Genomic DNA, 23950 nt, shown 5'->3' with positions numbered 1-23950 from the left:
AGGCGGCAATTCGATATGCAAAGCCAAACTAGGTCCGCACGATGAGCGGCACCAATCCCTCGTGCCGGTCGGCGAGATAGGCGACGACCCTGTCGCCGACGCGCTGAAATGTCAGATCCACCGCCCTTGCGCCAACGCCCAGATGCCTCAGCGTGAGCATGTCGATACCAATCGGCAGCCTGGGCCGGGTGACGTGGATTTCGCCCTTCCAGCCGTCGATCTCCAGGCCGAGACAGGCCTGCATCAGCATGAAGGCAGACCCGGCCGACCACGCCTGCGGCAAGCAGGCGACGGGATAGGCGATCGGCGCTTCGCCCGGCGCGCGGGTAAAACCGCAGAACAGTTCGGGCAACCGCATGTTGAAATGGACCGCCGATTCGAAGGTGCTGCTCATCAGCCGCACCACGCTTTCACGCTCGCCAAAGCGTGCCAGACCGGCGCCGCACATGGCGGTGTCATGTGGCCAGATCGAACCGTTGTGGTACGACATCGGGTTGAAGAACACAGCATCGTCGGCGAGCGTCCTCAGCCCCCAACCCGAATGGAAGGACGCCGAAAGCAGCTGGTCGGCGACCATCTGCGCCCGCATCGGCTCGGGGAGCCCGACATAGAGAAGATGCCCGACATTAGACGTCCGCACCTTGCAGGGCTCGCCGGCGCCGTCGATCGCCAAGGCATAGAAGCCGAGATCGTCCAGCCAGAAATGGCGTTCCACGGAGGTGCGCATCGCCTCGGCGCGGCTGTCCCAATGATCGGCCCTGTCGTCCTCGCCGCGGCGACGGGCGAGCGCCGCCAGCCCCCGGAACGCGGCAAAGACATAGCCTTGCACCTCCACCAGGGCGATCGGTCCCTTGGGTATTCGGCCATCTGCATGGAAGACGGAATCGATACTGTCCTTCCATCCCTGGTTGGTGAGGCCGGACGCGGCGGCACGCTGATAGGTAACGAAGCCGGTCGGCCGGCTTGCGTCCTCGGTCCATTCAGCCGCCGCGCAGAGCGACGGCCACAGGCTGTCGACAAACGCCATGTCTCCGGTGCGGTCCGCATAGGCGCAGGCGAGATGGATGTAGAGCGGCGTCGTGTCGACACCGCCATAGTAGCGGCCGAAGGGGAGCTCCCTCAGTGCCGCCATTTCACCTTTGCGGGTCTCGTGCATGATCTTGCCCGGCTGCGAATCGCTGAACGGCGATGTTTCCGTCGCCTGGTGCTGGGCAAGGAAGGCCAGCACGCCTCGCGCCAAGCCCGGGTTAAGCCACAGCATCTGCAACGCGGAGATCACGCCGTCGCGGCCGAACGCCGTCGAAAACCAAGGAATGCCCGCATAGGGGTAGGGTCCGGTCGTAAGCTCGGTGGTCAGCAGCGCCACATCCGCGCGGGCGCGCGCGACCCAATCGTTGAAGACGCGCCCGGAACTATGCACCGTGGCACCATGGCGGCGCTTGGCCCGCATGCCGAAGCGAGCCCGGGCCGCGGCGGCGCGGTAGCGATCGCGGTTCGGCGTTTCCGCGACCTCGGGACCAACCTCGACATACAGCACCTTGCTGCTGCGCCTCGTCACGGCAATCAGGAAATCCGCATGGTCGGCCGCCAGATGGTCCGGCGCCTGCGAGAACGATATCGCCGACATCCGCGCCAGCCCGTCCAATCCGTCGTAGCGAAGCAGGACGGAGGTCGCATCCGTTTCGGCAGCATGGGCCATGCCGCGCTTCAACCTTGTCGAGCCGCGCACTTCGAACATGTCGCGGAAATCGGCGGCAAAGTGCAGCGAAACGCGGATGGTGGAGTGTTCCTGGCTGTAATTGGAAAGGGTGATGCGTTCAAACAGCCGGTCCTGCCAAAGCAGGCGGACACGTTCGATATGGATCGCGCCCTGCGGAATGTCTCGGCCGCGGACGCTCTGCATCGGCAGATTGGTCAGGTTGGAGGTGAAGAGCACATTGTCCTGACTGAGCGACGCGCCGAGCAGCGACGTTTGACGGCCGCCGACTGTCAGCCGGAATTCGGAAAGCACTCGCGTGTCGTCACGGAAGAAACCGTCGCCGGCGCCGCGGATATCGCCGTAAGCGTCGGCCACGGCAAAACAATCGCCTTGCTTGAGGGCGAACAGCCGGTGCGGCTCCCGAGGTGCGGTGGCGTCCAAGGAGGCAAGTGCCACCGCGGGATCAAGCTTGCGCTCGTCGAGTTGGGTCATTCGCTACACATCTCTCTCGTTTCGCTCCGCGCCCCCGAGCTAACGCAGCTTAGGACGCTCTTGCTTCGGCCGAGGCACCGATCAGGCGCGCATAGGCGGAAACATAGTCGCGGGTCATTCTTTCGGCGGAAAACCGCCTTTCGAAGACAGCTCGCACCGCCCGCCTGTCGAGCCGTAGCATGCCGGGCACAGACGCGACCGCGTCCTCCATGGAATCCACGATAAAACCGGTCACTCCTTGATCGACGATCTCCGGCATGGCGCCGCAGTTCCAGGCGATCACCGGAGTGCCGCAGGCCATCGCCTCTATGACGGCGAGACCGAACGGCTCGGGCCAGTCGATCGGGAATATGAGGCCTGCTGCCTTGCCCAGGAACTCCGCCTTCTTGTCCTCCTCGATCTCGCCGACATAGTCGACACGGTCACCGTCGACCAGCGGCTCGACCATCTTGCGGAAATAGGCGCGGTCGTCATCGCCGATCTTTGCCGCAAGCTTCAGTTTCAGCCCCGAACGCAGCGCGATCTCGATGGCACGATCCGGACGTTTGTCGCGCGACATCCGGCCAAGGAAGGCGAGGTACGGCTTCCCTGGGCTCGTCTCGAAAACCGGTTCGTAGATCTCGGTCGGCAGCCCGTGGTGGATCGTCGCCAACCAGTTCGCGTTGGCGAGCCCCGTTCTTTGGCTACGGGAAACGGAGATCATCGGAAAGCGTGGAAAACGTTCATAGGCCGGCGCCAGATCGACATAGTCGAGCCTGCCATGCGGCGTCGTCACCGTCCGCTCGGGCATGTGCTCGAAGAAGGAAAAGTGCAGAAAATGGCTGAGGTGGAAGTGAATGATATCAAACTCTTGAGCTTGTTTCCTCACCTTGGAAAGCATCGAAAGATGCGCGGCTGTCTCGGATTTCAGCGGGCGCGGGTCAAGACGCAGCGCTCGCTCGCGACACGGTACCAATTTTGCCGACGTCCTTGTATCGCCACTGGCGAACAAGGTTACGTCATGGCCAAGCTCGACCAATCCTTCGGTCAGATAGGAGACAATGCGCTCCGTACCTCCATAGAGCCGAGGCGGCACGGATTCATGGAGCGGCGCCACATGGGCTATTCTCATAGTCTGGCGTTTCCCTCAAAGATCATCGCTGAAGTCGAAATGCATTAGCCCCCCGAACGTTCCCGCAACGGCAAGAAGTCGGGCGATGACTGGCGATTCATTCAGCTGGTCCGCAGCCATTTATCAAGGCCGTGGGCATTTTTGCCGGGAACCAATTGGCTGGCCGTGAATTTAACTAGGTTCGATCGAACGCATCGCGATCGACCGGGAGGAACAAATGGATCGCCTACAATTCTTTTCGCCTGTGCGGATTTCGCACGGGCAGGGACAGCCTGTGGAGGACATTGAGGGCGTTAATGAAGCGATGGCGTTTTTGCGGAAATGGCCGAGAGGACGGCGCGGGCCGGTGTATCAATGCGCGCTGAACTGCTGCGCTGCGGCTCTGGCAGGTCAGATGTCTGCCGAGGAAGCAAGAAAGGCTTTTGCGGGCTTTGCCCGGATCACCCGGTTGCTGGATGACGACATGACGCTGCCGATAGGCAGCGAAAAGATGGACAGCGTATACTCGCCGAGGCGATAGACGCCCGCCCACTTTTCTTCGATCTAGCGCTGTGTCGGATCCGGCGTTCCTGTCGGGACGCTATATCCACCTTCTAAATCGAATGCCGGCTTCATCGAATTCGCGCACCATTTGAGCTTCCAGGGCGCGCTTCTCCCGTCTCGCGGGATTCCTCAGTTTAAGAGAGTGGAATTCCACATAGGCGGCATATAGATCACGATGGGTCCCAGCCCTGATCAAATCATCAAGAATTTCGTACTCTGCCCCTTCGACGTCGAGCTTGAGAACGATCACATCATACAGCTTACGCTTTGTCCGGATCATCTCTGAGAGCGAAAACGTTTCGACGAGGTCCGGCGCAAATCGCTGCGATTGATACAGGCTTCCGTTGTGGTCTAAGACTAGCGAGCAACTTTGGTGGGTGGCCTCCGACCGTTCTGGAGGGGGGCCAAACAATTCAGCGTAGCCATCTTTCACACTCGCCGCCTTTGCGACAATCTCCATAGTCAAATTTTCTGCGCGCAAAGCATTAAGCTGCGCAAGGCAATTCTTGTTGGGTTCGATCAAAACGTAATCGTATCTATCGGGCGTGTAGTATGCAGAAAAGTATCTAAACCCTTGGCCTATATTTGAGCCGCAATCGATAAACAATCCGCGACTTCGCTTTGTCAAATTGAGATGGGACAATGCCTGCCTTGCATCAGACGCAACGCGAGGGCGAAGCCCTTGCGATCTAAGCGGCTCGGTCAGCGACAGGGCCGACAACTGGAGGAGTCGACCAGGTCCCTCGGTTCGTAAGACCTCTAAGGATTGCTTGATCTTTCCCATGACCCCTCATTGCCAATAGCACTGCTGGCTCCGTTGCGGCCTAGCATCCTCAGTTTTTAAGAACCCGCTTGCTGCTTTGCCCGCGGAACTGACGTCTACCGGACTCTCTCCAAGCTCAGACACGCATCGCCTTGTGCGGGAGAAGGGCAGGTCCACTCATCTTCAATTTCTAGCCATTGAGATATGAACTCTCATCCTACGAATGAATGACAGGCCATACACGTTTCGCCGAAACACTGCGCAACGAAACCAGCGCGGTTCCTTTGGCCTGCTGCTGGTTCAGGGGAACCGGCACTTTAAGCTAATCTTGCCGTTTCCTGGAGCTCCACGGGCTGAGGGTAGCCTGCTTTGCAAGACATGAGGGGAATCGACTATGCCGAAATGGCCTAGAATGGTTTTGGGGACGGTCCGCGCCAGAGCATCCACGCTCGCCAAAGAGACAGGCTTCAGGTGCAGTTTGTCCACCTGTCTCTGTTGGCGACCGCTGGCCCTCGCGCGATCTCGTTTCCCGCCAGCTCTTCAGGTCACAAAGAATGCGCCTGCCGTAACCGAGAGACCTGGAGAAAGGGTGGCGAACTGTGTTTGAGACGCACCGCCGATCCCGTCACTGTCGAAGGAGAGCGCTCCAGTCGAACTGTTGTAGATGATGTGGTCGGCGCTATCATGCGCGGCGCTACCCGCAAAGAAAGCGTCGGATGTGAGCGTGCCCAACTTGAGCCCGGCAAAAATCGCGTCGTCGAGGTGGATCTTGTTCTGGGACGGATTGAAGTCGGTAATCCTGTCGACATTGCCGTTACCAAGGGCGCTGTTGAAAACGAAAATGTCGTTGCCGCCAAAGCCGCTCAACTTATCGACACCGCCGCCGCCGTTGATGACGTTGGCGCCGGCATTGCCCTGGATGGTCTGGGCCAATTCGTTGCCGGTCAGGTTGATTGCCGTGGTACCGGCGTCCTTCGTGGTGCCAAGGACTTCAATCGACGAGCCGGACGAGAGCGCATAGCTCACAGAGGTCCACACCCTGTCTTGACCCTGGCCAGCGGACTCGATCACCCTATCGCCGGCATGGTCGACATAGTAATCGTCGTTGCCGCCAAAGCCGCTCATCTTATCGGCACCGCCGCCGCCGTTGATGATGTTGGCGCCGGCATTGCCCTGGATGGTTTGGGCCAATTCGTTGCCGGTCAGGTTGATTGCCGTAGTGCCGGCATCCTTCGTGGTGCCAAGGACTTCAATCGACGAACCGGCTGAGAGCGCATAGCTCACAGCGGTCCACACCCTGTCTTGACCCTGGCCAGAGGACTCGACCACCTTGTCGCCGACATTGTCGACATAGTAATCGTCATTGCCGCCATGGCCGGCCATTGTGTGGGCTCCGGTTGCCCGAAGAACATCGGCTCCGCTGGTGCCGTCGAGTTTGTCGGTAGTCGGAGGTGGCGTGTCGGTAGGAGGTGGGTTGTCGGTAGGTGGTGGGTTGTCGGTAGGAGGCGGGTTGTTGGTTGGAGGCGGGGTGGTCGTGCTGGTGTTGTGCTGCAGGAAAAAGGATTGCATTGACGAAGTGTTGCCAAGCGAGGTTTCGCCGTTCTGCGAGGCCCATTTATAAGCCATGTCAAAGGCAGGATTGGGAACCAGCTTTTCCCAGTGGTCCATCATGGTCTGCATCTGAGACGTGGTGGGCATGACATACGATCCGCCCGTATTGGTCGCCCAGCCGCCGCCGCCAAACGCCTGATAGACCGGAATGATCGCGCTCTGCGGGATGCCTGCTTCCAACGCCGCAGCCACGGCTCTGTCAATGTAGTTGAAGTCCACCGCAGTCGTGCGCACCGGATAAGGGTTTATTCCATAATAATCGATGCCTGTGTTGGCAGGATTGTAGGTATTGGAATAGTCCGAATCTGCGAACGACCCCATGTCCATCAGGGTGATAAAAGTCTTGGCGCCCGGAAAATGGGAATGGATCCAGTCGGATTCCGCCTTCAGGTTGGCAGCGCTGACCTGGGTATGGTATTTGCCGGTGGGATCAGGCTCATCAGTCAGGAAAAATCCAAGAACCTTCGGATTGCCGATGAGAGGCGTTACCTTGTCGATAAAGGACTGGGTTACCCCGTTGCTCTCGCCGAGCCAGATCAGGGCCTTCGAGCCATCCGGCAACGCGTTGACCGATGACGCGTATTGAAGATCAACCAGGTTGAAACCAGCGGCCTTGGCCTGGGCGGCTGACGCGCCCCAAGTGTAGTGCATTGTGGCCATGCGAATATCCTCGTCTGATTCGATAGCCCCCGTTCCCCTGCCTACTCGACGGCCCATATTAGCGCCTAATCAATTAGCGACATGCCATTGATAGAATCATTGATCTTCGACGGAGCTGTCATGTGATTTGACTGACGGTCCGCGCCAGAGCATTCACGCTCGCCAAAGAGACAGGCTTCAAGGTGCAGTTTGTCCACCTGTCTCTGTAGGTGACCGCGGGCCCTGGCGCGGTCTCGTTTGCCGCTAGCTCCTTCAGGTCACAAAGAATGAGGCTGCGTTAAGCGACAGATCGGGTGAGAGAGTGGCGAACTGTGTTTGAGACGCACCGCCGATCCCGTCACTGTCGAAGGAGAGCGCTCCAGTCGAACTGTTGTAGATGATGTGGTCGGCGCTATCATGCGCGGCGCTACCCGCAAAGAAAGCGTCGGATGTGAGCGTGCCCAACTTGAGCCCGGCAAAAATCGCGTCGTCGAGGTGGATCTTGTTCTGGGACGGATTGAAGTCGGTAATCCTGTCGACATTGCCGTCACTAAGGGCGCTATTGAAGACAAAAATGTCGTTGCCGCCAAAGCCGCTCAACTTATCGGCACCGCCGCCGCCGTTGATGACGTTGGCGCCGGCATTGCCCTGGATGGTTTGGGCCAATTCGTTGCCGGTCAGGTTGATTGCCGTGGTGCCGGCGTCCTTCGTGGTGCCGAGGACTTCAATCGAAGAGCCGGCTGAGAGCACATAGCTCACAGAGGTCCACACCCTGTCTTGACCTTGGCCAGAGGACTCGACCACCTCGTCGCCGGCATTGTCGGCATAGTAATCGTCGTTGCCGCCAAAGCCGTTCAACTTGTCAGCACCGCCGCCGCCGTTGATGACGTTGGCGCCGGCATTGCCCTGGATGGTTTGGGCCAATTCGTTGCCGGTCAGGTTGATCGCCGTGGTGCCGGCGTCCTCAGTGGTGCCAAGGACTTCAATCGACGAGCCGGCTGAGAGCGCATAGTCCACAGCGGTCCACACCCTGTCTTGACCTTGGCCAGCGGACTCGATCACCCTATCGCCGGCATTGTCGACATAGTAATCGTCGTTGCCGCCATCAGGCACGGGAGTAGGAGTAGGCGTAGCAAGGTCGGGCACGGGAGTAGGAGTAGGCGTAGCAAGGTCGGGCACGGGCGTAGGCGTAGCAACGTCAGGCACGGGCGTAGGCGTAGCGACGTCAGGCACGGTGGTAGGCGTAGCAACGTCAGGCACGGTGGTAGGCGTAGCAACGTCAGGCACGGTGGTAGGCGTAGCAAGGTTGTGTTCCCGGAAAACAGCCTGCAGCTCCGGTGAGCTCTCAAGCGCGGTATCGCCTTCCTGTGAACCCCAGGCGTAGGCAAAGTCAAAGGCAGGATTGGGAACCAGCTGTTCCCAGTGGTCCATCATGGTCTCCAACTGATCCGTCGTCGGCATGACATATTTGCCGCCCGTGTTGGTCGTATAATTGCCGCCGCCAAAGGTCTGGTAGACCGGAACGATCGCGCTGGTCGGGATGCCCGACTCCACCGCTGCAGCCACGGTTCTGTCGATCATGTCGTAGTCGACCGTGTCTGTGCCGGTGCGCACCGGATAAGGATCTATTCCGAACAGATCGATATGCGTGTTGTCATAGTTGTAGGTGTTGGAAAAATCCGGATCGGCGGCAGACCCCATGTCCATCGCGGTGATGAAGGTCTTGGCTTCTGGCATACGAGAGTGGATCCAGTCGGATTCGGCTTTCAGATCCTCAGCGTCTACCTGTGTGTGGTATTGGCCGGTGGGATCCGGCTCGTCGACGAGAAAAAACCCAAATACCTTCGGATTGCCAAGGAAGGGGGTGACTTTGTCGATAAAGGACTGAGTTACGCCCTCGCCCTCGTTGAGCCAGACCAAGCCCTTCGTGCCATCCGGCAGCTCGTTGACCTGATCAACGTATTGAACGTCAACCAGATTGAAGCCGGCGCTTGCGACTTCGGTGGCGGATCCACCCGCTGCAAAATGAAGTGCCATTTATATTCCTTTTTCTTAGCGCCCCGCGGTGCCTGCCTACTAGATGGCGTATATTAGCAACAAATCAAATACCCGCACCCTTCTGATAGATTCGTTGATCGCCGACAGGATTGCCGCACGGAAGCGAAAATTCTACTTATGACAACCGACTGGTTCGAGATCAAAAAAAGCGTTTTTTCATCGCAGTCTCTAAACGCCTATTAAGATAAATTATATTTTCAGCGAATTTATCTTGGTGACTATTTATATGAACTTGCCTTCAAAAATACTTTGCTATGAGTGGCTTGGCTTTTAATATGATTTGGACGGCGCCGAAGCTGGTAGGTTATGATGGTGCCTTGGCGGTGCTGACCCCGCTGAAGTGGCGTGGCAAAAATCGGATTTTTGACTGCCGACAACTAGAGGCCATAAATAGAACGGCAGGCAGAATGGCTCTTCTGCACAGTATGCGCACTTGCCTGCGAGCAAATCCGATCACGTTAAGCTAGGTTCTGGGCCGGGCCATGTCCTCTGCTGTCGCAACCAAATTTGTTGTGGACACAGTGGGCGGGTGCTCGCTTACAACCGATAAAACTAAGGTTGCCGACATCGGAGTAGTCGAGTTTGGCTTAGCTGCCAGTCGCGGGAAGGCAGCCAAGACGGATGTGACTGAGATGCGGCTCAACCAGCATACCTAGGCACCGGCCCAGACGGAGGTCTAACAACCGACGGCTGTCGGAAGCGCAGTATTCGGTTGCCCGCCCATGGGCGAATGTGCCCGCAGGATTCCTCAACTTCCACGCGTAAATGACCCCGCCACCCCCTCATTGCGCAGGAGGATATGCGCGTCAAGACGGCCCGCCATACGGCCTCGGTACCACACCTGTGCAGGTCCTTGGTGCGGATTGTCGCGCCAAGCCGGGAGACCTAACGGCCTGAAGCTCGCAACACCTTGATCCAAATGCGGTTTGCCTCATTCAAACAGACGAGGACAGTAGGCAAGCCTGCCCTTACCGTGACTTGGCATCTTACGCGCAGAAGAAGCGAAACCAAGATCATGAAGGCAGAAGCAAAAGCCGGCCACTTCCCGCGATTGGGAGACGGCGCATGGTCGGGAGAGGCAGGATGAACCCGCATCTCATGTGCGTGGGAGGCGAGGATCACGCCTTAAGAATTCCGTTCCTGATGTCGCTGCGCGAAAGGGGGTTTCGGGTCACTGCCGTCTCCAGTGGTGCTGAAGCCGCGTTTTTGCGACATGGTATTCCGCATCGCAGCTATGGTTTCGACCGATTTGCCAGCAGTAGCGGGGGATGGGGGGCCATCAGAGCGATTCGAAAATTAATGTCGGAACTGCGACCGGACATTGTCCAAAGTTTCGACACCAAGCCGAACCTACTGACGCCGCTAGCGGCGCGCGGGAAGGTTCCAGTGATCCGCACCATCAATGGTCTGGGCTGGACATTCTCGTCGCTGGAGCCACGGGCTCTGGCCCTACGTCCAATCTTTTGCGGACTGCAATGGCTCTCGTCCTTCTGGACGGCTGCGACGGTCTTCCAAAATCAGGACGATCAGGCTTTCTTTGAGCGCTACCGACTAATCCGACGCGGCAGCGGGCGGCTGATCCGCAGTTCTGGAATCGACGTCGATGCGTTCGCCATGGCAAGGCACCTTGCCCCGTCGGCGATGAAAATGCGCGAAGAGTTTGGGCTCCAGTCCGCCGAAGTCGTAATTTTCGTTGGCCGGCTGACCCGCCAGAAGGGCATCCCGACACTCCTCAAAGCAGTTCCACGCATCCTGTCAAAAAGGCCTGATGCACGTTTCGTGCTTGTCGGCCCATGGGAATCTGAGGGGCCCTTTGCCGTCGATAAATCGGATATCGATCAATATGCACCCCATGTCATAGCCTTGGGTCCACGACGCGATGTTCCAGCCCTTCTTGGTATGGCCGATCTGTTCGCCTTTCCGACGCAATATCGGGAAGGGATTCCGCGCGTCTTGCTCGAGGCAGGACTGGCGGGATTGCCTATCGTCGCCTCAAGGATGCCTGGCTGCAATGACGTGGTTGAGGACGGATGGAACGGCTATCTCGTCCCACCGCACGATGCTGATGGGCTTGCGTCTCGAATAATAGACATCTTGTCCGACCGCGGCCGTGGAAAGGTCATGGGCGGTCGTTCCGTCGAACTGGTCCGGGAGCAGTTCGCGCTGCCGCGGGTGGTCGATCAGTATTGCGATCTGTACAAAAATGTCCTTAGCGCCGAATCCCACGGCGGTCTTGCTCGACCGGCGTCCCCGGTCTTGCTCAAAGAAAATGCCGCAAACCGCGAATTGGGTGGAGCGCCCCGATGATCCGGAGCGCGTTGCTGGCCGCCGGCATTTCGATGGGCTATGCGGCGCAGATCAGTGTTCCGGGACTGCACCTCGGATATACCGAATTGTTCCTATCGCTCTGGATCATGCTGTCGATCGGGCGCGTAGTCGTTGGTGGTCGCCTGGAGGCGACGCCGGCCCTGTTCCGTCTTGTGACCTTCTGGCTGATCATGACGTTTGCTCAGGGGGTCGGGGCCCTTGTCGGTTTGCTGACCACGACGGTTCTGGACCTCTCGGGGCCGATTCACGACACAATGGCCTACCTGCTGTTGGCCAGCGTCACCTGCCTGGCCGCTGCGGAGCCCGACGCTGGTCGCCATCTGCGCCGCACTGCCTGGTGGGCGATCGGGATAGTGAGTGCATGCTTTACCTTTCAGCTGGCACTTGGGTGGGGTTGGATCCACCAATCCGGTGTCAATCCCTGGTTCTGGGATCGCTTCACCGGCTGGTCCGAGAATCCGAACCAACTCGCGATCTATTGTGCACTTTTTGGCCCCCTGGCCTTACATCTTGCGACGACCACAAGCAGTCCATGGGGAAGGTTGTTTGGGTTCAGCAGCCTTGTACTGACCGTCTATGTCGGAAGGCTGACAAGGAGTGATGCGTATCTTCTTACAAGCGTCCTGACCTGCCTGATATTTCTAGGGCTGCGGGTTCGGACATGGCTCACGACCGGTGACAAGGTCGGCGTTTCCCGGCAAGTCGCCGTGCTCTTGATGATCGGCTTCCTCCCCCTGGCGATGTCGATGACGCCTTACGTGCTCAAGGACATGAGCAGCGTCGAAAATTTCGCCAAGAGCCTCAGCAAGGGGGGGGGCGGCGAGGAGACCGCCTCAACCGCTACACTTCGCGTCAGGCTCTGGGGTGATGCAGTCTACAAGGGCGTGACGTCAGCGTCACTTGGCCTCGGTCCCGGCCCGCATGTGGCCCGCCCCTCCGTCTACTATCGGCAGTTTCTGCCCGAACCTTTCGAGGCCCACAACACGGTACTCGATCTGTACACTCAAGGTGGTCTGATTGCGATCCTGGCCCTGTTTTGGATCGTCGGCTCGGCCGCCATGTCAGCATGGCGTGCGAAGCTCGACGCGCTTTTTGCGCTGGTGGTGGCGATCATGATTTACGGGTTTCCGCACCTGATCATCCGCCACCCGATCGTTTGGTTTGGGCTGACCCTCTGTCTCGTTGCCGGAACGCCGCGAGCAGCTTCGGTATCTTCTAGAAAAACATCCACGGACTTGGGGTGACGGGATGTGTGGGATCACCGGAATTCTTCTTGCAACCGATGCGGCCAGTGCGAAGCCGCTGAGGGCAATAGCGCAAATGACGACAGCCCTTCGTCATCGTGGGCCTGATGGCTACGGCTTCTGGCGAGATCGGGAAGCCGGCGTTGCCTTCGGCCACAGGCGTTTGGCCATCGTCGACTTGTCGGAAGCAGGACACCAGCCGATGCATTCGGCAACTGGCCGATATGCCATCACCTTTAACGGCGAAATATACAATTTCCACGACCTGCGCCGCGAACTTGAAGGCGCGGGCCATCGTTTCCGCAGCACCTGCGATACCGAGGTCTTGCTGTGCGCGATTGAGAGTTGGGGGCTCGATGCCGCACTCAAGCGCTTCGCCGGCATGTTCGCCTTTGGATTGTGGGACAGGGAGACCAGGACCCTTCATCTCGCCCGCGATCGAATGGGCAAGAAGCCGCTTTACGTTGCTTCAACACGCGACGCGCTCGTTTTTGCCTCCGAGTTGAAGGCGATCAACTGCTTTCCAGGTTTCTGTCAGGAACTCGATCTCGATGTCGCCACGACGATGCTGTCGAGGGGATGGGTACCGGATGACAAGTGCATCTGGCGAGGCGTATTCAAGCTGCCGCCTGGTTCGGTACTGTCCGTAACGGCCGCAAATTTTACCGAGGCGCGCAGTGCCGCGTCGCTTTCGGATCGCATCCGGTACTGGTGGTCGCTGGCCGACACCGCCACGAAGGGTAGGGCGGACCCGATTGTCGGCACCGATGAAGAACTGACGAATGAGCTCGATGTCCTGCTTCGACTTGCCGTTCGGGAGCGCATGATCGCTGACGTCCCGCTGGGAGCCTTCCTGTCGGGGGGGATAGACAGTTCAGCCGTTGTTGCCCTGATGCAAGCGCAGTCGGAGAAGCCGGTGCGCACATTCACCATAGCATTCGGAGAGTGCGGGTTCGATGAGGCTCCGCACGCTGCGGCGGTCGCCCGACATCTGGGCACCGACCATACCGAACTCCACCTTTCCAGCGCGGCCGCGCAGGAGGTCATTCCAGAACTGCCGCAAATTTGGGACGAACCGTTCGGCGACGAATCGCAGATACCAACTCTGCTCGTGGCGAGGCTCGCTCGCCAGCACGTTACGGTGGCTCTGACGGGCGACGGCGGCGACGAATGCTTCGCCGGCTACGCTCGCCACCTTATGGCGGCTCGAGCTAGACGACTGCATACGCTGCCGTCGCCGCTGCGTCAGACGCTTGCTGCAGGTGTTGGATTGCTTGCTCGTGCAGCCCGTCACGATCTCGTCGGTAAGCTGCCGCTTTCGGTGCATGCCCGGCACGCGCTGCGGAGCGACCGGTTGGATCGCCTGGCTCGGCTGCTCGCAGCGGCAGATGAGAACGAATTATATCAGCGGCTCAGTGGATCATCGACCGAGAACCTCACCCATCAGAAAACACCCGTATCGGTTCAGGGCGAACCTCCGTTTGATGATCTGCTGTCCCGTCTCTTGTACGATGACATGGTCGGCTACCTGCCTGGCGACATAATGGTGAAGCTGGATCGCGCCAGCATGGCCGCCGGCCTCGAGGGACGATGCCCGCTTCTCGACCATCGCGTTGTCGACTTCGCCTGGCGCCTACCGGCGGACGTAATGGTGCGCCACGGCAAAGGCAAGTGGCTCCTTCGTCAGTTGCTGCATCGGTATGTTCCCGAGCGGCTGATCGATCGTCCGAAGCAAGGTTTCGATGTTCCCATAGCAGTCTGGCTGAGAGGTCCGCTGCGCATCTGGGCCAGCGATGTTCTCACCGACATGCGCCTCTCCGGAGACGGGATATTCGACTTTGCAAAGGTCGAGGCGTGCTGGCGAGATCACTTGGATGGAAGGCAGGATCATTCTCGTGATTTGTGGGCGGCGTTGATGTTCCAGGCTTGGCGCAACGAGGCCCGTAGGGCACCGGCGCCAGCAACGAACCTGCGTCGCGTGTTCGAACTGGCAGGAGTGTAAGATGGAAGGTTCCATAGTCAGCCGCAAGCAACTTCCGCGCGCCACTGAGATGCACGTTGCCGCGCACGAGACCAGGCCGCGCATGAGGCGCCCGCTGCGTGAGCCGATGGACACGCAGGCCCCGATCCATCAGTTACTCACGACCATCGCGAGGAGAAAATGGTTCCTGCTCGCCATGGTAGCCCTGGGCGGTGTTTTGGCCGGGCTTGCGGGTTTGGCAGTTCCCGTCGGGTATGAGGCGAGCACGCAAGTTATTCTCGATGCTCCGAGCAGGAACGGGCCCGCCGGCGCGGAGCCCGCCTCGGAGATGCTGGATGCCAGCATTGACGACAATATAACCATGCTGTTGTCGCAAGGAAATCTGCGACGCGTGATGGCAGCGCTGCGCAAGACGGAGGCTGGCAGCACTGCTGAACAAGGTGATGCCGGAACTGGAAATTCTCGTCCCAACCCCGCTCGTGGCGACCGGCCGAATTTGCGCTCATTTGCAGACGGTCTGTTGGGCGGAATTTTGCCGCAGAGCAAGCCGGACGCTGCGGATGCGGCTGAACTAAAGGCGTTGCGGAAGGGCATGAGGGTTGGCCAGGAGCTGCGATCGAGAGTCATCAGCATAGGCTTTACCGATCCGGATCCGGCGCGAGCCGCAATGGTAGCTAATACATTCGCCCAATCGTACATCGACGATCTCGCAAAGAGACGTCAGGCAGCGGACAGAGTGGAACTCACCTCGATAGTCGCTGCCCTGCCAGGTGTGCAACGCGATCTGGCAGCAGCGACCGATCGCCTGGAAAAGTATCGGCTGAGTCATGGTGCAATCGACCAAGGTGCTGCGGACAACGCCGCTAAGGAGACGGCTGAACTCAGCCAGCAGATTTCCTTGTCGAAAGCAGATCTCTCCGCCACGGAATCTCGCCTTCGACGTATTCAGGAACTGCGAAAGGAGGGGGCATCGGTCGCCTCGCTCGCTCAAGCCATCGGATCGCCGGTGTTGGCCGAATTGGCGGCTCGCCAGGCCAATGACGCGGCAGATAAAAATCTGCGCGATGCGATCAATCGCGAGATCGAACAAGCCACCGCTCGGATCGCAGCGGAGGCCAGCATCTACCGTGCCCAAATTGCAGCTCTGGAAAGCCGCAAGGATGTGCTCGATGCGGTTGTGGCCGATACCGCGGGCCGGCTGTCCGGGCTGCGTGCGCTGGAGCCGCAGGTCAGTATCTTGACGCAACGATACAACCAGCTTCTGACCCAACAACAGGAATTGATACGGCGCATCGCAACTCCCTCGGCCGGAGTGTCGGTCCTTTCGGCGGCATGGCCGCCGACGAATCCAAAGACCCTGTCGCCGATTTTCCTTATTCCACCCGGTATGGTTGTGTTTGGGCTTCTTGGCGGCGTCTTCGTTGTTATTCGCAACCGCCTCGATCAGACCTTGCGCGGCGAGGCCGAAACTGAAGCAGCGCTCGGGGTTCCATGCTTGGGGCTGATACCACAAGCTCCCACGATGCACGCCAAGCGGCTGAAGCAGCTGGTTTTAGCGCAGCAGAGGTCCAGATACAGCCGCGCCGTGACGTCCCTGCTTATCGCCGCGGCGCCCAAGCAAGCGGGGGATCGCTCGTCGCACGTCATTCTCGTAACGTCCAGCGTCCAGGATGATGGCAAGACCGAGCTTGCATGGAGCCTGGCCTTGGCAGCCACCCGACTGGGGGGACGAGTGCTTTTCCTCGATCTTGACCGTACGGGCGCCCGCCTCACGAACGAATTCCTGGACGAATTCAAGGCTCTCAAGCCTCACTTTTTCTTCGGAGACTATGTGAGTGAACGCTGTGCCTTGCGCGATGCAATCGCGGGAATGCCTGAAATCGGAATCGACTTCATGGCTCTCGCACCCTCGGAGGATCTGCTGGCATTGCTTTCCACGGCCGACAGTTCCCTGTTCACGGATGAGCTGCACTCGATCTACAGCGTCGTCATCATAAATGGACCGGTGGGACTTGGAGGACCGGAGGCCGGGCTTCTGACTGGCTGGGCTGATGCGGTTCTTTTCGCCGTTCGCTGGGGCAGGACGCGACGCAGCATGGCGCGTGGGGTTTTGGAAACGCTTGCGAGCGATGCGTCGGTTTCGGTCCCTGTGGGGAGCGTTCTCACGCAGGTTAATCTCAAGAAGCATGCCAGTTACCAGTTCGGGGACAGTGCTGATCTTTTGCTTGAGGAACCATCATGAGCGTCACAAGCGGACGTCGAAGCAACGACGGTCGCGGAAATCGCGCGGGTATTGCCACGATCGGATTGGACCCATGATCATTGAACTCTTCGGACCGCCTGGATCCGGCAAGAGAACGTTCGCTCACGCCCTTGCCCGGCGACTGCGCGGGGAGGGGTACCAGGTCACGGTCGCCCTCAGTCACCGGCCTCGCGAGAGGGGATCGAGCGTCGATCTCGGAATCTTCCTGGCAATTTTCAGGATCATATCGGCAATATTTTCAACATCAAAAATCCTGCTTTCTCCAAGAGGCAGGATCAAGGATCTTTCAACGTCCCTTTCCATAATAAGAATGATGCCGCCAAAAAAACGAATATGGCGAGCTCGGCTCTGGCAGCACATTTTGAAGCTTTCGCGCCGCTGGGATGAGGCGAAGCAATCCAGAGATGTGGTCATATTCGATCAGGGCTACGTCCAGGCGATCGCGTCGCTGGCAATGTTCAATGGAACCGCAGACAGGGCCGCCCTCGCAAAGGCGCTCAGCCTCGCGCCCGCGGCTGATTTCACGCTCAGAGTTGTTGCGCCACGCGCGATCGTGGAGACACGCTTGCAGCAGCGGATGGAGCATGAAGCGCCTGCCGAACGAATTTTCGAGGCAGATTTTGACACAAACATGCGCGCTTTTGGGGTGTTTCAAAGCATAAATGAAATCCTTGTCGCGTCCGACCGAAAAATCATTCCGATCCAAACTCTCGACGATCAGTCGTCGTTAGAAGGCATTCAATGTGTCGAGCGGAAGATAATCTCGAAAATTGTGGAAGCCGGAGGTGGACCTGCGGCCAAAGCCAGCCAAGACCACGAGACATTCGACGCTGACCCAAGCGACATCGACGATTGTAATCCTGTGAAGACCGCACGAACCTCTGTGGCCTCTCTTGCCGCGGTGGATATAGTTTTGTCTCACAAGAAAGACATGGGCCGGAGCCTCGGCTACGCCAGTATTTTCGCTCTGATGATCTATATCGGCGGTGCTGGGTTGACCAGCTTGGCGCAGTTGTTGATTGCGCGCCTCGTCGGTTCCACCAGCTATGGCATCTATTCCTATGTCCTGGCCTGGACCTCCGTGCTCGGCTATCTTGCAACGCTTGGTTTCAATATTTCCTTACTGCGCTTCGTGTCCACCTATAGGGCAAACGGGCGGCTTGACCTGGCACATGGTGTAGTCAGGTTCGCTCTGCAAAGATCGCTGGCGGCGGCGACACTGTTCGGCATGATCGGCGCCGTTCTGATCTTTTTCTTTTCAGATCCCTCCCACAAGGAACTTGAAATCAGCCAGCTCCTTGGCATGGCCGCGGTCCCCTTGGTCACCGCTTCCGCATTGGGCGCAGCACTTATCCGTGCCTTCGGCGGTGGTGTCTCAGCCCTTTTGCCGGAACGCATCGTGCGCGACGGCCTGTTGTTGATGTTGCTGGGAGTCGCGGCCTTTTCCGGATCATGGACCCTCAACGCACCCTTGGTGATGCAGGCGGTGCTGGCAAGTTCGGGCATCACGGTCGGACTGGTGTTCATCATGGTGGCAAAATTTCAGCCGCCTGGGTTGCGGCACACTCAACCCAGCGACGCGTCGCAAGAGTGGTGGGCGGCGGTTCCACCAATCATGCTCATGGCTGGGCTCGATATTTTCATCAGTCGGGCTGGGGTTATGGTGCTCGGCTGGACAGGTCATATTCGAGACGCAGGAATCTTCGCCTTGGGACTGAACGTCGCGTTGCTTGTGAGTCTTGCCCTCGTGGCCGTCGGCGTGATGTTTTCGCCGGCAGCGGCTGCCCTTCATACCCGAGGCGATCGGAAGGGTCTGCAGCAGTTGTTTTCACGAGCCGCCATACTTTCCGCCGCCGGCGCCATAGCGATGGCTATCCCGCTGGTTGTGATTGTTAAACCTCTCATGAACTGGTTCGGTGACGATTTCAGCACAGGAGCACCCATCGCGCGGGTACTGATCTTCGGGTATGTCTTTGTCGCGCTGTGCGGGCCCCAGCTGAATCTCTTGACCATGACCGGAAACGAATGGGCAGCAGCAGCAGCCATGATCGTTGGCGCGACTGCCGGCATCATAGGCTGTGCGGCAGGAATCGAGCTTTACGGTCCGCTGGGCGCCGCAGTAGGCTTGGCGCTTGCATTGGCCGTTTGGAACGTGGTTATGGCAATCTATATCAGCAAACGACTGAAGATCATGCCTGCGCTGATCTTTGCGCTAGCGTCGTTCAGAGCAAGCGCAGTCGACGGCCGGCAACGGTATTGGTTCATGCGCTGATCGCGCGAGAGTATCGCCACCAACGGATTCGACCCCATGATCATTGAGATCTTCGGACCGCCCGGATCTGGCAAGACAACGTTTGCTCACGATCTTGCCCGGCGACTGCGCAGGGAAGGATACCACGCCGAGGTTGTCCTCAGTTACCAGCCTAGCACCAGGGAAGGAAGGTTCGATCTGGGAATCTTCCTGTTCATTTCCAGAATTCTGGCTGCGGTATTTTCAACTTCAAAAATATTGCTTTCTCCGAGAGGAAGAAGCAATCTTTCGACATCCCTTTTCCATGATCAGAATTCTTCCGCCAAAAAAAACGAATGTGGCGCGCCCGGCTCGGGCAATATATATTGAACCTTTCGCGCTGCTGGGATCAAGCGAAGCAATCTAGAGACGTAATAATATTCGATCAGGGCTATGTCCGAGTGATTGGGTCCCTGGCAATGTTCAACGAAACCGCAGACAATGTCACGCTTGCAAAGGCGCTCAGCCTAGCGCCAGTCGCCGATTTCACGCTCCGAGTTGTGGTGCCACAAACGATCGTGGAGACACGCTTGCTGCAGCGGATGGAGCATGAACCGCCTGCAGAGCGAATTTTCGAGGCAGATCTCGATACGAACCTTCGCGCTTTTGGGGTGTTTCAAACCATAAATGACATTCTCGTGCAATCGAACCGAAAAATAATTCCAATCGAAACGCTCAGCAACCAATCATCGTTAGAGAGCATTCAGTCAGTCGAGCAGAAAATAATCTCGAAGAGCTTGCAGACCGGAGGTGGACCTACGGCCAAACGCGGCCAAGGCCATGAAAGGCTCGACGCTGACGCAAGCGATATTGACCATCGCAGCGATCCGAAGTCCACCCGAGTCTCCGCGGCCTCCACCGCTCCAGCGGATATAGTTTTGCCCTACAACGAAGACATGGGTCGGAGCTTTGGCTACGCTAGCATCTTCGCTCTTTTGATCTATATCGGTGGTGCGGGGTTGACCAGCTTGGGCGCAGCTGTTGATTGCGCTGTAGCCAGGTTTGCTCTGCAAAGATCCCTGGCGGCGGCGACACTGTTCGGCATGATCCGCCGCTTTGACCTTTTTCTTTTCAGATACTGCTCGCAAGGAACTTGAAATCAGTCAAATTCTTGGCATGGCAGCAGTGCAACTGTTGGCCCCCGAGCGTCAGCGGCGGGGTCTCTAACGGGACAACACGTTCAAACCGAATTCGAAGGGCAACTTACTGGAACAGTTCCAAATTCCGGTTGCCTGAATCCTGTTGGATGCCGGCGCCCGGATCCCGAAAAGCGCAAACCGGCTTTCAGGAAAGATCATGGCAAAATAACAAGTTTAGAGTTCCATCCCGATTCTATCGGGATGGAACATGCTCTAGGCGGCAGCCCCTTATGGCAAGACCGAAATGCGCCCCAGAAGAGCCACCAGTTCCGCCTGACGTCTCGTCTCTGTCTTGGCGAAAAGCGAGGCAAGCTGTGAGCGGATCGTTGTGCGGCTGAGGCGCCAACTGCGGGCGATCTCCAACGGCGCATCGCCCTGAGCCAAGCGCAACGCCAAGTGTGTTTCTGCGCTCGTCAAGCCAAACATCCTTTGCAGTGTCTGAGGATTTGGTCCCGATCTGTTCTCACGGTCCAGCAATGCCACGATGCTGGTTCCGTCAGGAGCGATAAGTCCGTTCTCTTTCAGTATCACCGGCCTGTCGCCTCTGCTGCGGATCACCACCCAAGACAGTGAGCCCGGCAGGAAATGAGCCGGAACATTTGCGATCAGCCGCCTTAGAGCTATCGAAAGCCCACCGGCTGTTTCAGCCGCTTCGCCCTGGCGCTCCAGCGTGGTTTGAGCGGCTGCGTTCCATTCGATTACTTTTCTTTCGCGGTTCAGCACGAGATAGCCACAGCCGATGCGATCAAGCATGCCGGTGATGGATTCCAGGCTGCGTCTCCTTGGTTCGTCGACCCCTGCGTCCGCACGATCTGCTGCACGCGCTGAAGGATAAGCATATGAGGGCCGCGCCATCTTCGCCTCAGCGTTATACTTGGCGCCCATCGCAATGTATCGGTTGCCCGCAACAGCATCACTGTGTCTATCGATCAGAGTCATTTTTCCAACCTTCCCCAAGGTTCACTATCCCGAAACAAATTGTCCGGGATTTACAAACAAACTTTTATGTATAGGGCTCACAAAAATGGGCCCTATCTAACTTAAAATTCGATATATTCTGAGGAGTTCTGACCAAGTCATGCTCCCCCGCCCTGATAAAATGCGCGCTGTGATAGTGGTATGGCAATCCGGCAGTCGTACTAGGTTGTACGTTTTTTGCTCTAGTCTCGACGGCCTAGTTAAAAGGTTGTAGCCTATGCCTATGAACTCGCATTCTCGCAGGTGGAATTCGGACCCGTCAGCCAGATTGCTAACTCATATTGCGTCCGCATCGGTACTAGTCGCCACACTGATATTCGAAACAAAAGCGTCAGTATACATTGGGGAAGGCTCGAGTTTTCTAGAGTTTATTCCAGCTATTATTATCATTTCCTATCTTGAAGATCGCGCGCCCGCGCTTGCCGCGACGATCCTGATGGTGGCAGCCGGCCTATGGGCACGGGGTACCCTGCATGGTCAGATCTCCAGCGAAGATTGGGCGCGCGCCATCCTGCTTCTGGTTTCGGGCGGGGTGATTGCCATGACGTTCCATCGGCTGCGCCAGGACTTGCGTGAGCTGCTGGAAATCGCCGAGGTCAGGCTCTCCGCCGTCGAAGCAACCGAGAGCCGCTACCGTTGGGCCTTCGAACGTGCTGCCATGGGATTTGCAAACACCAACGAGGATGGTGAGCTGCTGCAATCCAACAGACGTCTTTGTGAGATGACAGGTTACAAGGAGGAGGAGCTTGCCCATTTGCGGCTCAGGACACTCGTTCATCCGGCCGACCGCGATGCCTTGGCGCAGTTGTTGGCGGGCCTGGGTAACGACAGTGCTTCGTTCGCTTCGGAGGTTCGTCTGACACGAAAGGACGGCACGGCATTCTGGGCTCGGCTAACCCTGTCTTCGTCCATGCCCGATGGGGTGCTCTTAGAGAGCATCTTCGTGGTGGTCGACGATATTTCGGAACGGCGGGCTGCACACGAAGCGCTTCGGGCTCAGAAGGAGTGGCTAGATCTCGCTTTGTCTGCTGGACGCCTGGCCACGTGGCGGATCGACCTTAAAGACGGGATCGTCACCGGCTCGGGCACGTTCTGGGACATTCTCGGGCTGCCCCCAGCGGCTAGCCGCCGCCTCGAGGACCTGACGGCCGTCATCCATCCGGCGGACTGGCCAAAGCTGTTGGCATCGAGAAAGCTCGCATCGGTCACGAACTACGACGTCGAGATTCGCGTCCGACGACCGGACGGCCATATCCGCTGGGTTGCCTTACGCGGAAGGGAAGAGAAATACGATGATCGTCTACAGCGGCTCGGAGTGGCCGCCGACCTGACGGAGCGGCGACAAACCACACTGCTGCGCGCCGCGGCAAAGAAGCGGGAGCGCATTATGCTGGAACAACGTCACAGATTCAGCAACCTGTTCCCAGTGATCACGGCGCTCGTGAACATGGCCGATGTTCCCGAAAACAATGTCGCCAAGTACAAGGAGACGCTCATCGACCGGATTCGTGCGCTCGAAGCAACGCATCTGCTGCTGTCACGCAACGGCAATGCGTCGGGGATGCTCCACGATCTCGTTGTCCAGGAGTTGCAGCCGTATATGGGGACACGCGACATATCGATCAGCGGCCCCTCCGTGGTGATATCAGGCGGCGCTGCCGAGAGCTTTGCGATGATTGTTCACGAGCTGACGACCAATTCCTTGAAACATGGAGCGCTTGGCGATCCAAAAGGCCGGATCGAAGTAAATTGGACGTTCGCATCGGAAGATGCGGGCAGTGACATCGTGTTCAATTGGGTGGAATCGGGGCGGCGGCGGACTTCAAGCGTTGTCCGTCATGGTTTTGGTTCCATGATAATCGGGGTGGATGGGGCGCCGCTTGTCGGTCACTCCCCCAAGCTGGAAATATCGGATCGCGGGCTGCGATATTCGCTACGGCTGTCACGCAAGGAAATCGGCCCCTAACGCATCCGCTCAAACATCGGCCCAAAAATCGAAATCGATTTTTGGAAAGCACGATGCGTAGAGCGTCCTTTGCGCGCCCAAAAGGAAGCACGGCGCTCTAATTGATATTGTTGATATTGCTCGTAAGCCAGGTCTTCAGCATCACGGCAGCTTCGGTCCGATTGCGTACGCCAAGCTCACGCAGAACCGCAGCGGCATGGATTTTCGTCGTCGCTTCTGCGATTTCCAGATCGCGCGCGATTTCCTTGTTCGAATACCCTTCCGCCATCAGCTTGAGGACTTCCTTTTGCCTCGAGGTCAGCCTGCCCAGATTGCCGCTGGTGGTACGTCGATGTGGGATCAGCTCAGGGGGCGTAGGTGCGTGAGTTGCTTGCGCTGCACCCGGGCGTGAAAGAAGTGCAGGGACGTAGATGCGGCCCGAGAGAATTTCGTTGACGGCCATAACGACCTCCTCGTCTCTCTGCGACTTAACGATATAGCCGTGAAGTCCGATCGAAAGAGCCGTCAGTATCTCCGAGCGTGAATCGTTCCCGGAAACGATCGCAAATCGTGTATCCGGATAAGCCGACAGAATGCCGCTGAGCACTTCCTGATTGAACAATCCCGGCATGTTCAGGTCCAGGATCGCAAGATCAACGGACGCCTGTTCCGCCAGCAGACTAAGTACGGCATCGAAACACGACGCCTCAAATATCTCTACACCCGGAATGCCTGCGGTCAGTGCCAACCGCAAGCCACGACGATACAAGCCGTGATCGTCGGCGATGACGATTCGATACATTTGAACTACCCCAACGAAACCTGGAATGATTGAACGGTGATGGCCTTAAAGTCTGGCCAACCAC

Annotated in this window: 16 protein-coding genes; 9 read left to right on the top strand and 7 right to left on the bottom strand. The window is 58.2% G+C overall.

The genetic code is table 11. From position 1 onward, the window contains the following. Nucleotides 1–28 precede the first annotated feature (28 nt). Both CIT25_RS14425 and CIT25_RS14420 read right to left on the bottom strand, forming a co-directional pair. Complete coding sequence (locus CIT25_RS14425; protein WP_095485218.1) at nt 29–2191, bottom strand: amylo-alpha-1,6-glucosidase; 2163 nt, start codon at nt 2189–2191, stop codon at nt 29–31. 49 nt (nt 2192–2240) lie between these two features. Beyond that, on the bottom strand, nt 2241–3302 hold the full coding sequence (locus CIT25_RS14420; RefSeq protein WP_095485217.1) for a glycosyltransferase family 4 protein: 1062 nt from the start codon (nt 3300–3302) through the stop codon (nt 2241–2243). 217 nt (nt 3303–3519) lie between these two features. Between CIT25_RS14420 and CIT25_RS14415 the strand changes: the two genes are divergently transcribed. Further along, nucleotides 3520–3822 carry a DUF982 domain-containing protein gene (locus tag CIT25_RS14415; protein ID WP_095485216.1) on the top strand — a complete coding sequence of 101 codons (303 nt, stop codon included), beginning with the start codon at nt 3520–3522 and terminating at the stop codon, nt 3820–3822. A 60-nt stretch (nt 3823–3882) separates the two neighbouring features. On the opposite strand, the gene CIT25_RS14410 is transcribed toward CIT25_RS14415, so the two are convergent. From CIT25_RS14410 to CIT25_RS14400, 3 genes are all read right to left on the bottom strand, one after another. Continuing rightward, nucleotides 3883–4629, bottom strand: coding sequence for an FkbM family methyltransferase (locus tag CIT25_RS14410; protein ID WP_101954489.1), 747 nt, complete (start codon nt 4627–4629; stop codon nt 3883–3885). A 519-nt stretch (nt 4630–5148) separates the two neighbouring features. Beyond that, the gene (locus tag CIT25_RS14405; RefSeq protein ID WP_095485215.1) at nt 5149–6879 is read right to left on the bottom strand and encodes a calcium-binding protein; all 1731 of its coding nucleotides are present in this window, start codon (nt 6877–6879) and stop codon (nt 5149–5151) included. Nucleotides 6880–7131: 252 nt separating this feature from the next. Continuing rightward, a complete protein-coding gene (locus CIT25_RS14400; protein ID WP_245329853.1) occupies nt 7132–8778 on the bottom strand; it encodes a calcium-binding protein in 1647 nt (548 codons plus the stop codon). Nucleotides 8779–9999: 1221 nt separating this feature from the next. Here CIT25_RS14400 and CIT25_RS14395 point away from each other — a divergent pair. The 7 genes from CIT25_RS14395 (at nt 10000) to CIT25_RS14370 (ending at nt 20119) form a co-directional block, all read left to right on the top strand. After that, on the top strand, nt 10000–11223 hold the full coding sequence (locus CIT25_RS14395) for a glycosyltransferase family 4 protein (RefSeq protein ID WP_095485555.1): 1224 nt from the start codon (nt 10000–10002) through the stop codon (nt 11221–11223). Further along, nucleotides 11220–12488: an O-antigen ligase family protein gene (locus CIT25_RS14390; RefSeq protein ID WP_095485213.1), complete on the top strand. Its 1269-nt coding sequence runs from the start codon at nt 11220–11222 to the stop codon at nt 12486–12488. Before CIT25_RS14395 ends, CIT25_RS14390 begins: the two co-directional genes overlap by 4 nt. Before the next feature lie 4 nt (nt 12489–12492). Then, on the top strand, nt 12493–14490 hold the full coding sequence (gene asnB / locus CIT25_RS14385; protein WP_095485212.1) for an asparagine synthase (glutamine-hydrolyzing): 1998 nt from the start codon (nt 12493–12495) through the stop codon (nt 14488–14490). A 1-nt stretch (nt 14491) separates the two neighbouring features. After that, a complete protein-coding gene (locus tag CIT25_RS14380) occupies nt 14492–16711 on the top strand; it encodes a GumC family protein (RefSeq protein ID WP_095485211.1) in 2220 nt (739 codons plus the stop codon). A gap of 73 nt (nt 16712–16784) precedes the next feature. Then, a complete protein-coding gene (locus tag CIT25_RS14375) occupies nt 16785–19004 on the top strand; it encodes a lipopolysaccharide biosynthesis protein (RefSeq protein ID WP_095485210.1) in 2220 nt (739 codons plus the stop codon). Nucleotides 19005–19040: 36 nt separating this feature from the next. Then, entirely contained in the window at nt 19041–19352 is a 312-nt protein-coding gene (locus CIT25_RS36260; RefSeq protein ID WP_128285277.1) for a hypothetical protein, read from the top strand. A gap of 89 nt (nt 19353–19441) precedes the next feature. Continuing rightward, the gene (locus tag CIT25_RS14370) at nt 19442–20119 is read left to right on the top strand and encodes a hypothetical protein (protein ID WP_128285276.1); all 678 of its coding nucleotides are present in this window, start codon (nt 19442–19444) and stop codon (nt 20117–20119) included. Between the two features lie 270 nt (nt 20120–20389). Here CIT25_RS14370 and CIT25_RS14365 read toward each other — a convergent pair whose 3' ends face one another. Further along, nucleotides 20390–21100, bottom strand: a complete 711-nt coding sequence (locus CIT25_RS14365; RefSeq protein WP_095485208.1) for a helix-turn-helix transcriptional regulator — start codon at nt 21098–21100, stop codon at nt 20390–20392. Between the two features lie 307 nt (nt 21101–21407). On the opposite strand from CIT25_RS14365, the gene CIT25_RS14360 reads away from it, so the two are divergent. Continuing rightward, nucleotides 21408–23105, top strand: coding sequence for a PAS domain S-box protein (locus CIT25_RS14360; protein ID WP_342587096.1), 1698 nt, complete (start codon nt 21408–21410; stop codon nt 23103–23105). Between the two features lie 97 nt (nt 23106–23202). On the opposite strand, the gene CIT25_RS14355 is transcribed toward CIT25_RS14360, so the two are convergent. Then, nucleotides 23203–23886: a LuxR C-terminal-related transcriptional regulator gene (locus CIT25_RS14355; protein WP_095485206.1), complete on the bottom strand. Its 684-nt coding sequence runs from the start codon at nt 23884–23886 to the stop codon at nt 23203–23205. Nucleotides 23887–23950: the final 64 nt, after the last annotated feature.

It is taken from the genome of Mesorhizobium mediterraneum (assembly GCF_002284565.1).
GTDB classification, from domain to species: domain Bacteria; phylum Pseudomonadota; class Alphaproteobacteria; order Rhizobiales; family Rhizobiaceae; genus Mesorhizobium; species Mesorhizobium mediterraneum.
Note: the sequence above shows the minus strand (reverse complement) of the source record. Positions and strands in the feature narration are given on the sequence as shown.

Bases quoted from the DNA above. Each gene is read 5' to 3' on its own strand.
- CIT25_RS14425 (WP_095485218.1), bottom strand. From the start codon at position 2,191: ATGACCCAACTCGACGAGCGCAAGCTTGATCCCGCGGTGGCACTTGCC.
- CIT25_RS14420 (WP_095485217.1), bottom strand. From the start codon at position 3,302: ATGAGAATAGCCCATGTGGCGCCGCTCCATGAATCCGTGCCGCCTCGG.
- CIT25_RS14415 (WP_095485216.1), top strand. From the start codon at position 3,520: ATGGATCGCCTACAATTCTTTTCGCCTGTGCGGATTTCGCACGGGCAG.
- CIT25_RS14410 (WP_101954489.1), bottom strand. From the start codon at position 4,629: ATGGGAAAGATCAAGCAATCCTTAGAGGTCTTACGAACCGAGGGACCT.
- CIT25_RS14405 (WP_095485215.1), bottom strand. From the start codon at position 6,879: ATGGCCACAATGCACTACACTTGGGGCGCGTCAGCCGCCCAGGCCAAG.
- CIT25_RS14395 (WP_095485555.1), top strand. From the start codon at position 10,000: ATGAACCCGCATCTCATGTGCGTGGGAGGCGAGGATCACGCCTTAAGA.
- CIT25_RS14390 (WP_095485213.1), top strand. From the start codon at position 11,220: ATGATCCGGAGCGCGTTGCTGGCCGCCGGCATTTCGATGGGCTATGCG.
- asnB (WP_095485212.1), top strand. From the start codon at position 12,493: ATGTGTGGGATCACCGGAATTCTTCTTGCAACCGATGCGGCCAGTGCG.
- CIT25_RS14380 (WP_095485211.1), top strand. From the start codon at position 14,492: ATGGAAGGTTCCATAGTCAGCCGCAAGCAACTTCCGCGCGCCACTGAG.
- CIT25_RS14375 (WP_095485210.1), top strand. From the start codon at position 16,785: ATGATCATTGAACTCTTCGGACCGCCTGGATCCGGCAAGAGAACGTTC.
- CIT25_RS36260 (WP_128285277.1), top strand. From the start codon at position 19,041: ATGATCATTGAGATCTTCGGACCGCCCGGATCTGGCAAGACAACGTTT.
- CIT25_RS14370 (WP_128285276.1), top strand. From the start codon at position 19,442: ATGTTCAACGAAACCGCAGACAATGTCACGCTTGCAAAGGCGCTCAGC.
- CIT25_RS14365 (WP_095485208.1), bottom strand. From the start codon at position 21,100: ATGACTCTGATCGATAGACACAGTGATGCTGTTGCGGGCAACCGATAC.
- CIT25_RS14355 (WP_095485206.1), bottom strand. From the start codon at position 23,886: ATGTATCGAATCGTCATCGCCGACGATCACGGCTTGTATCGTCGTGGC.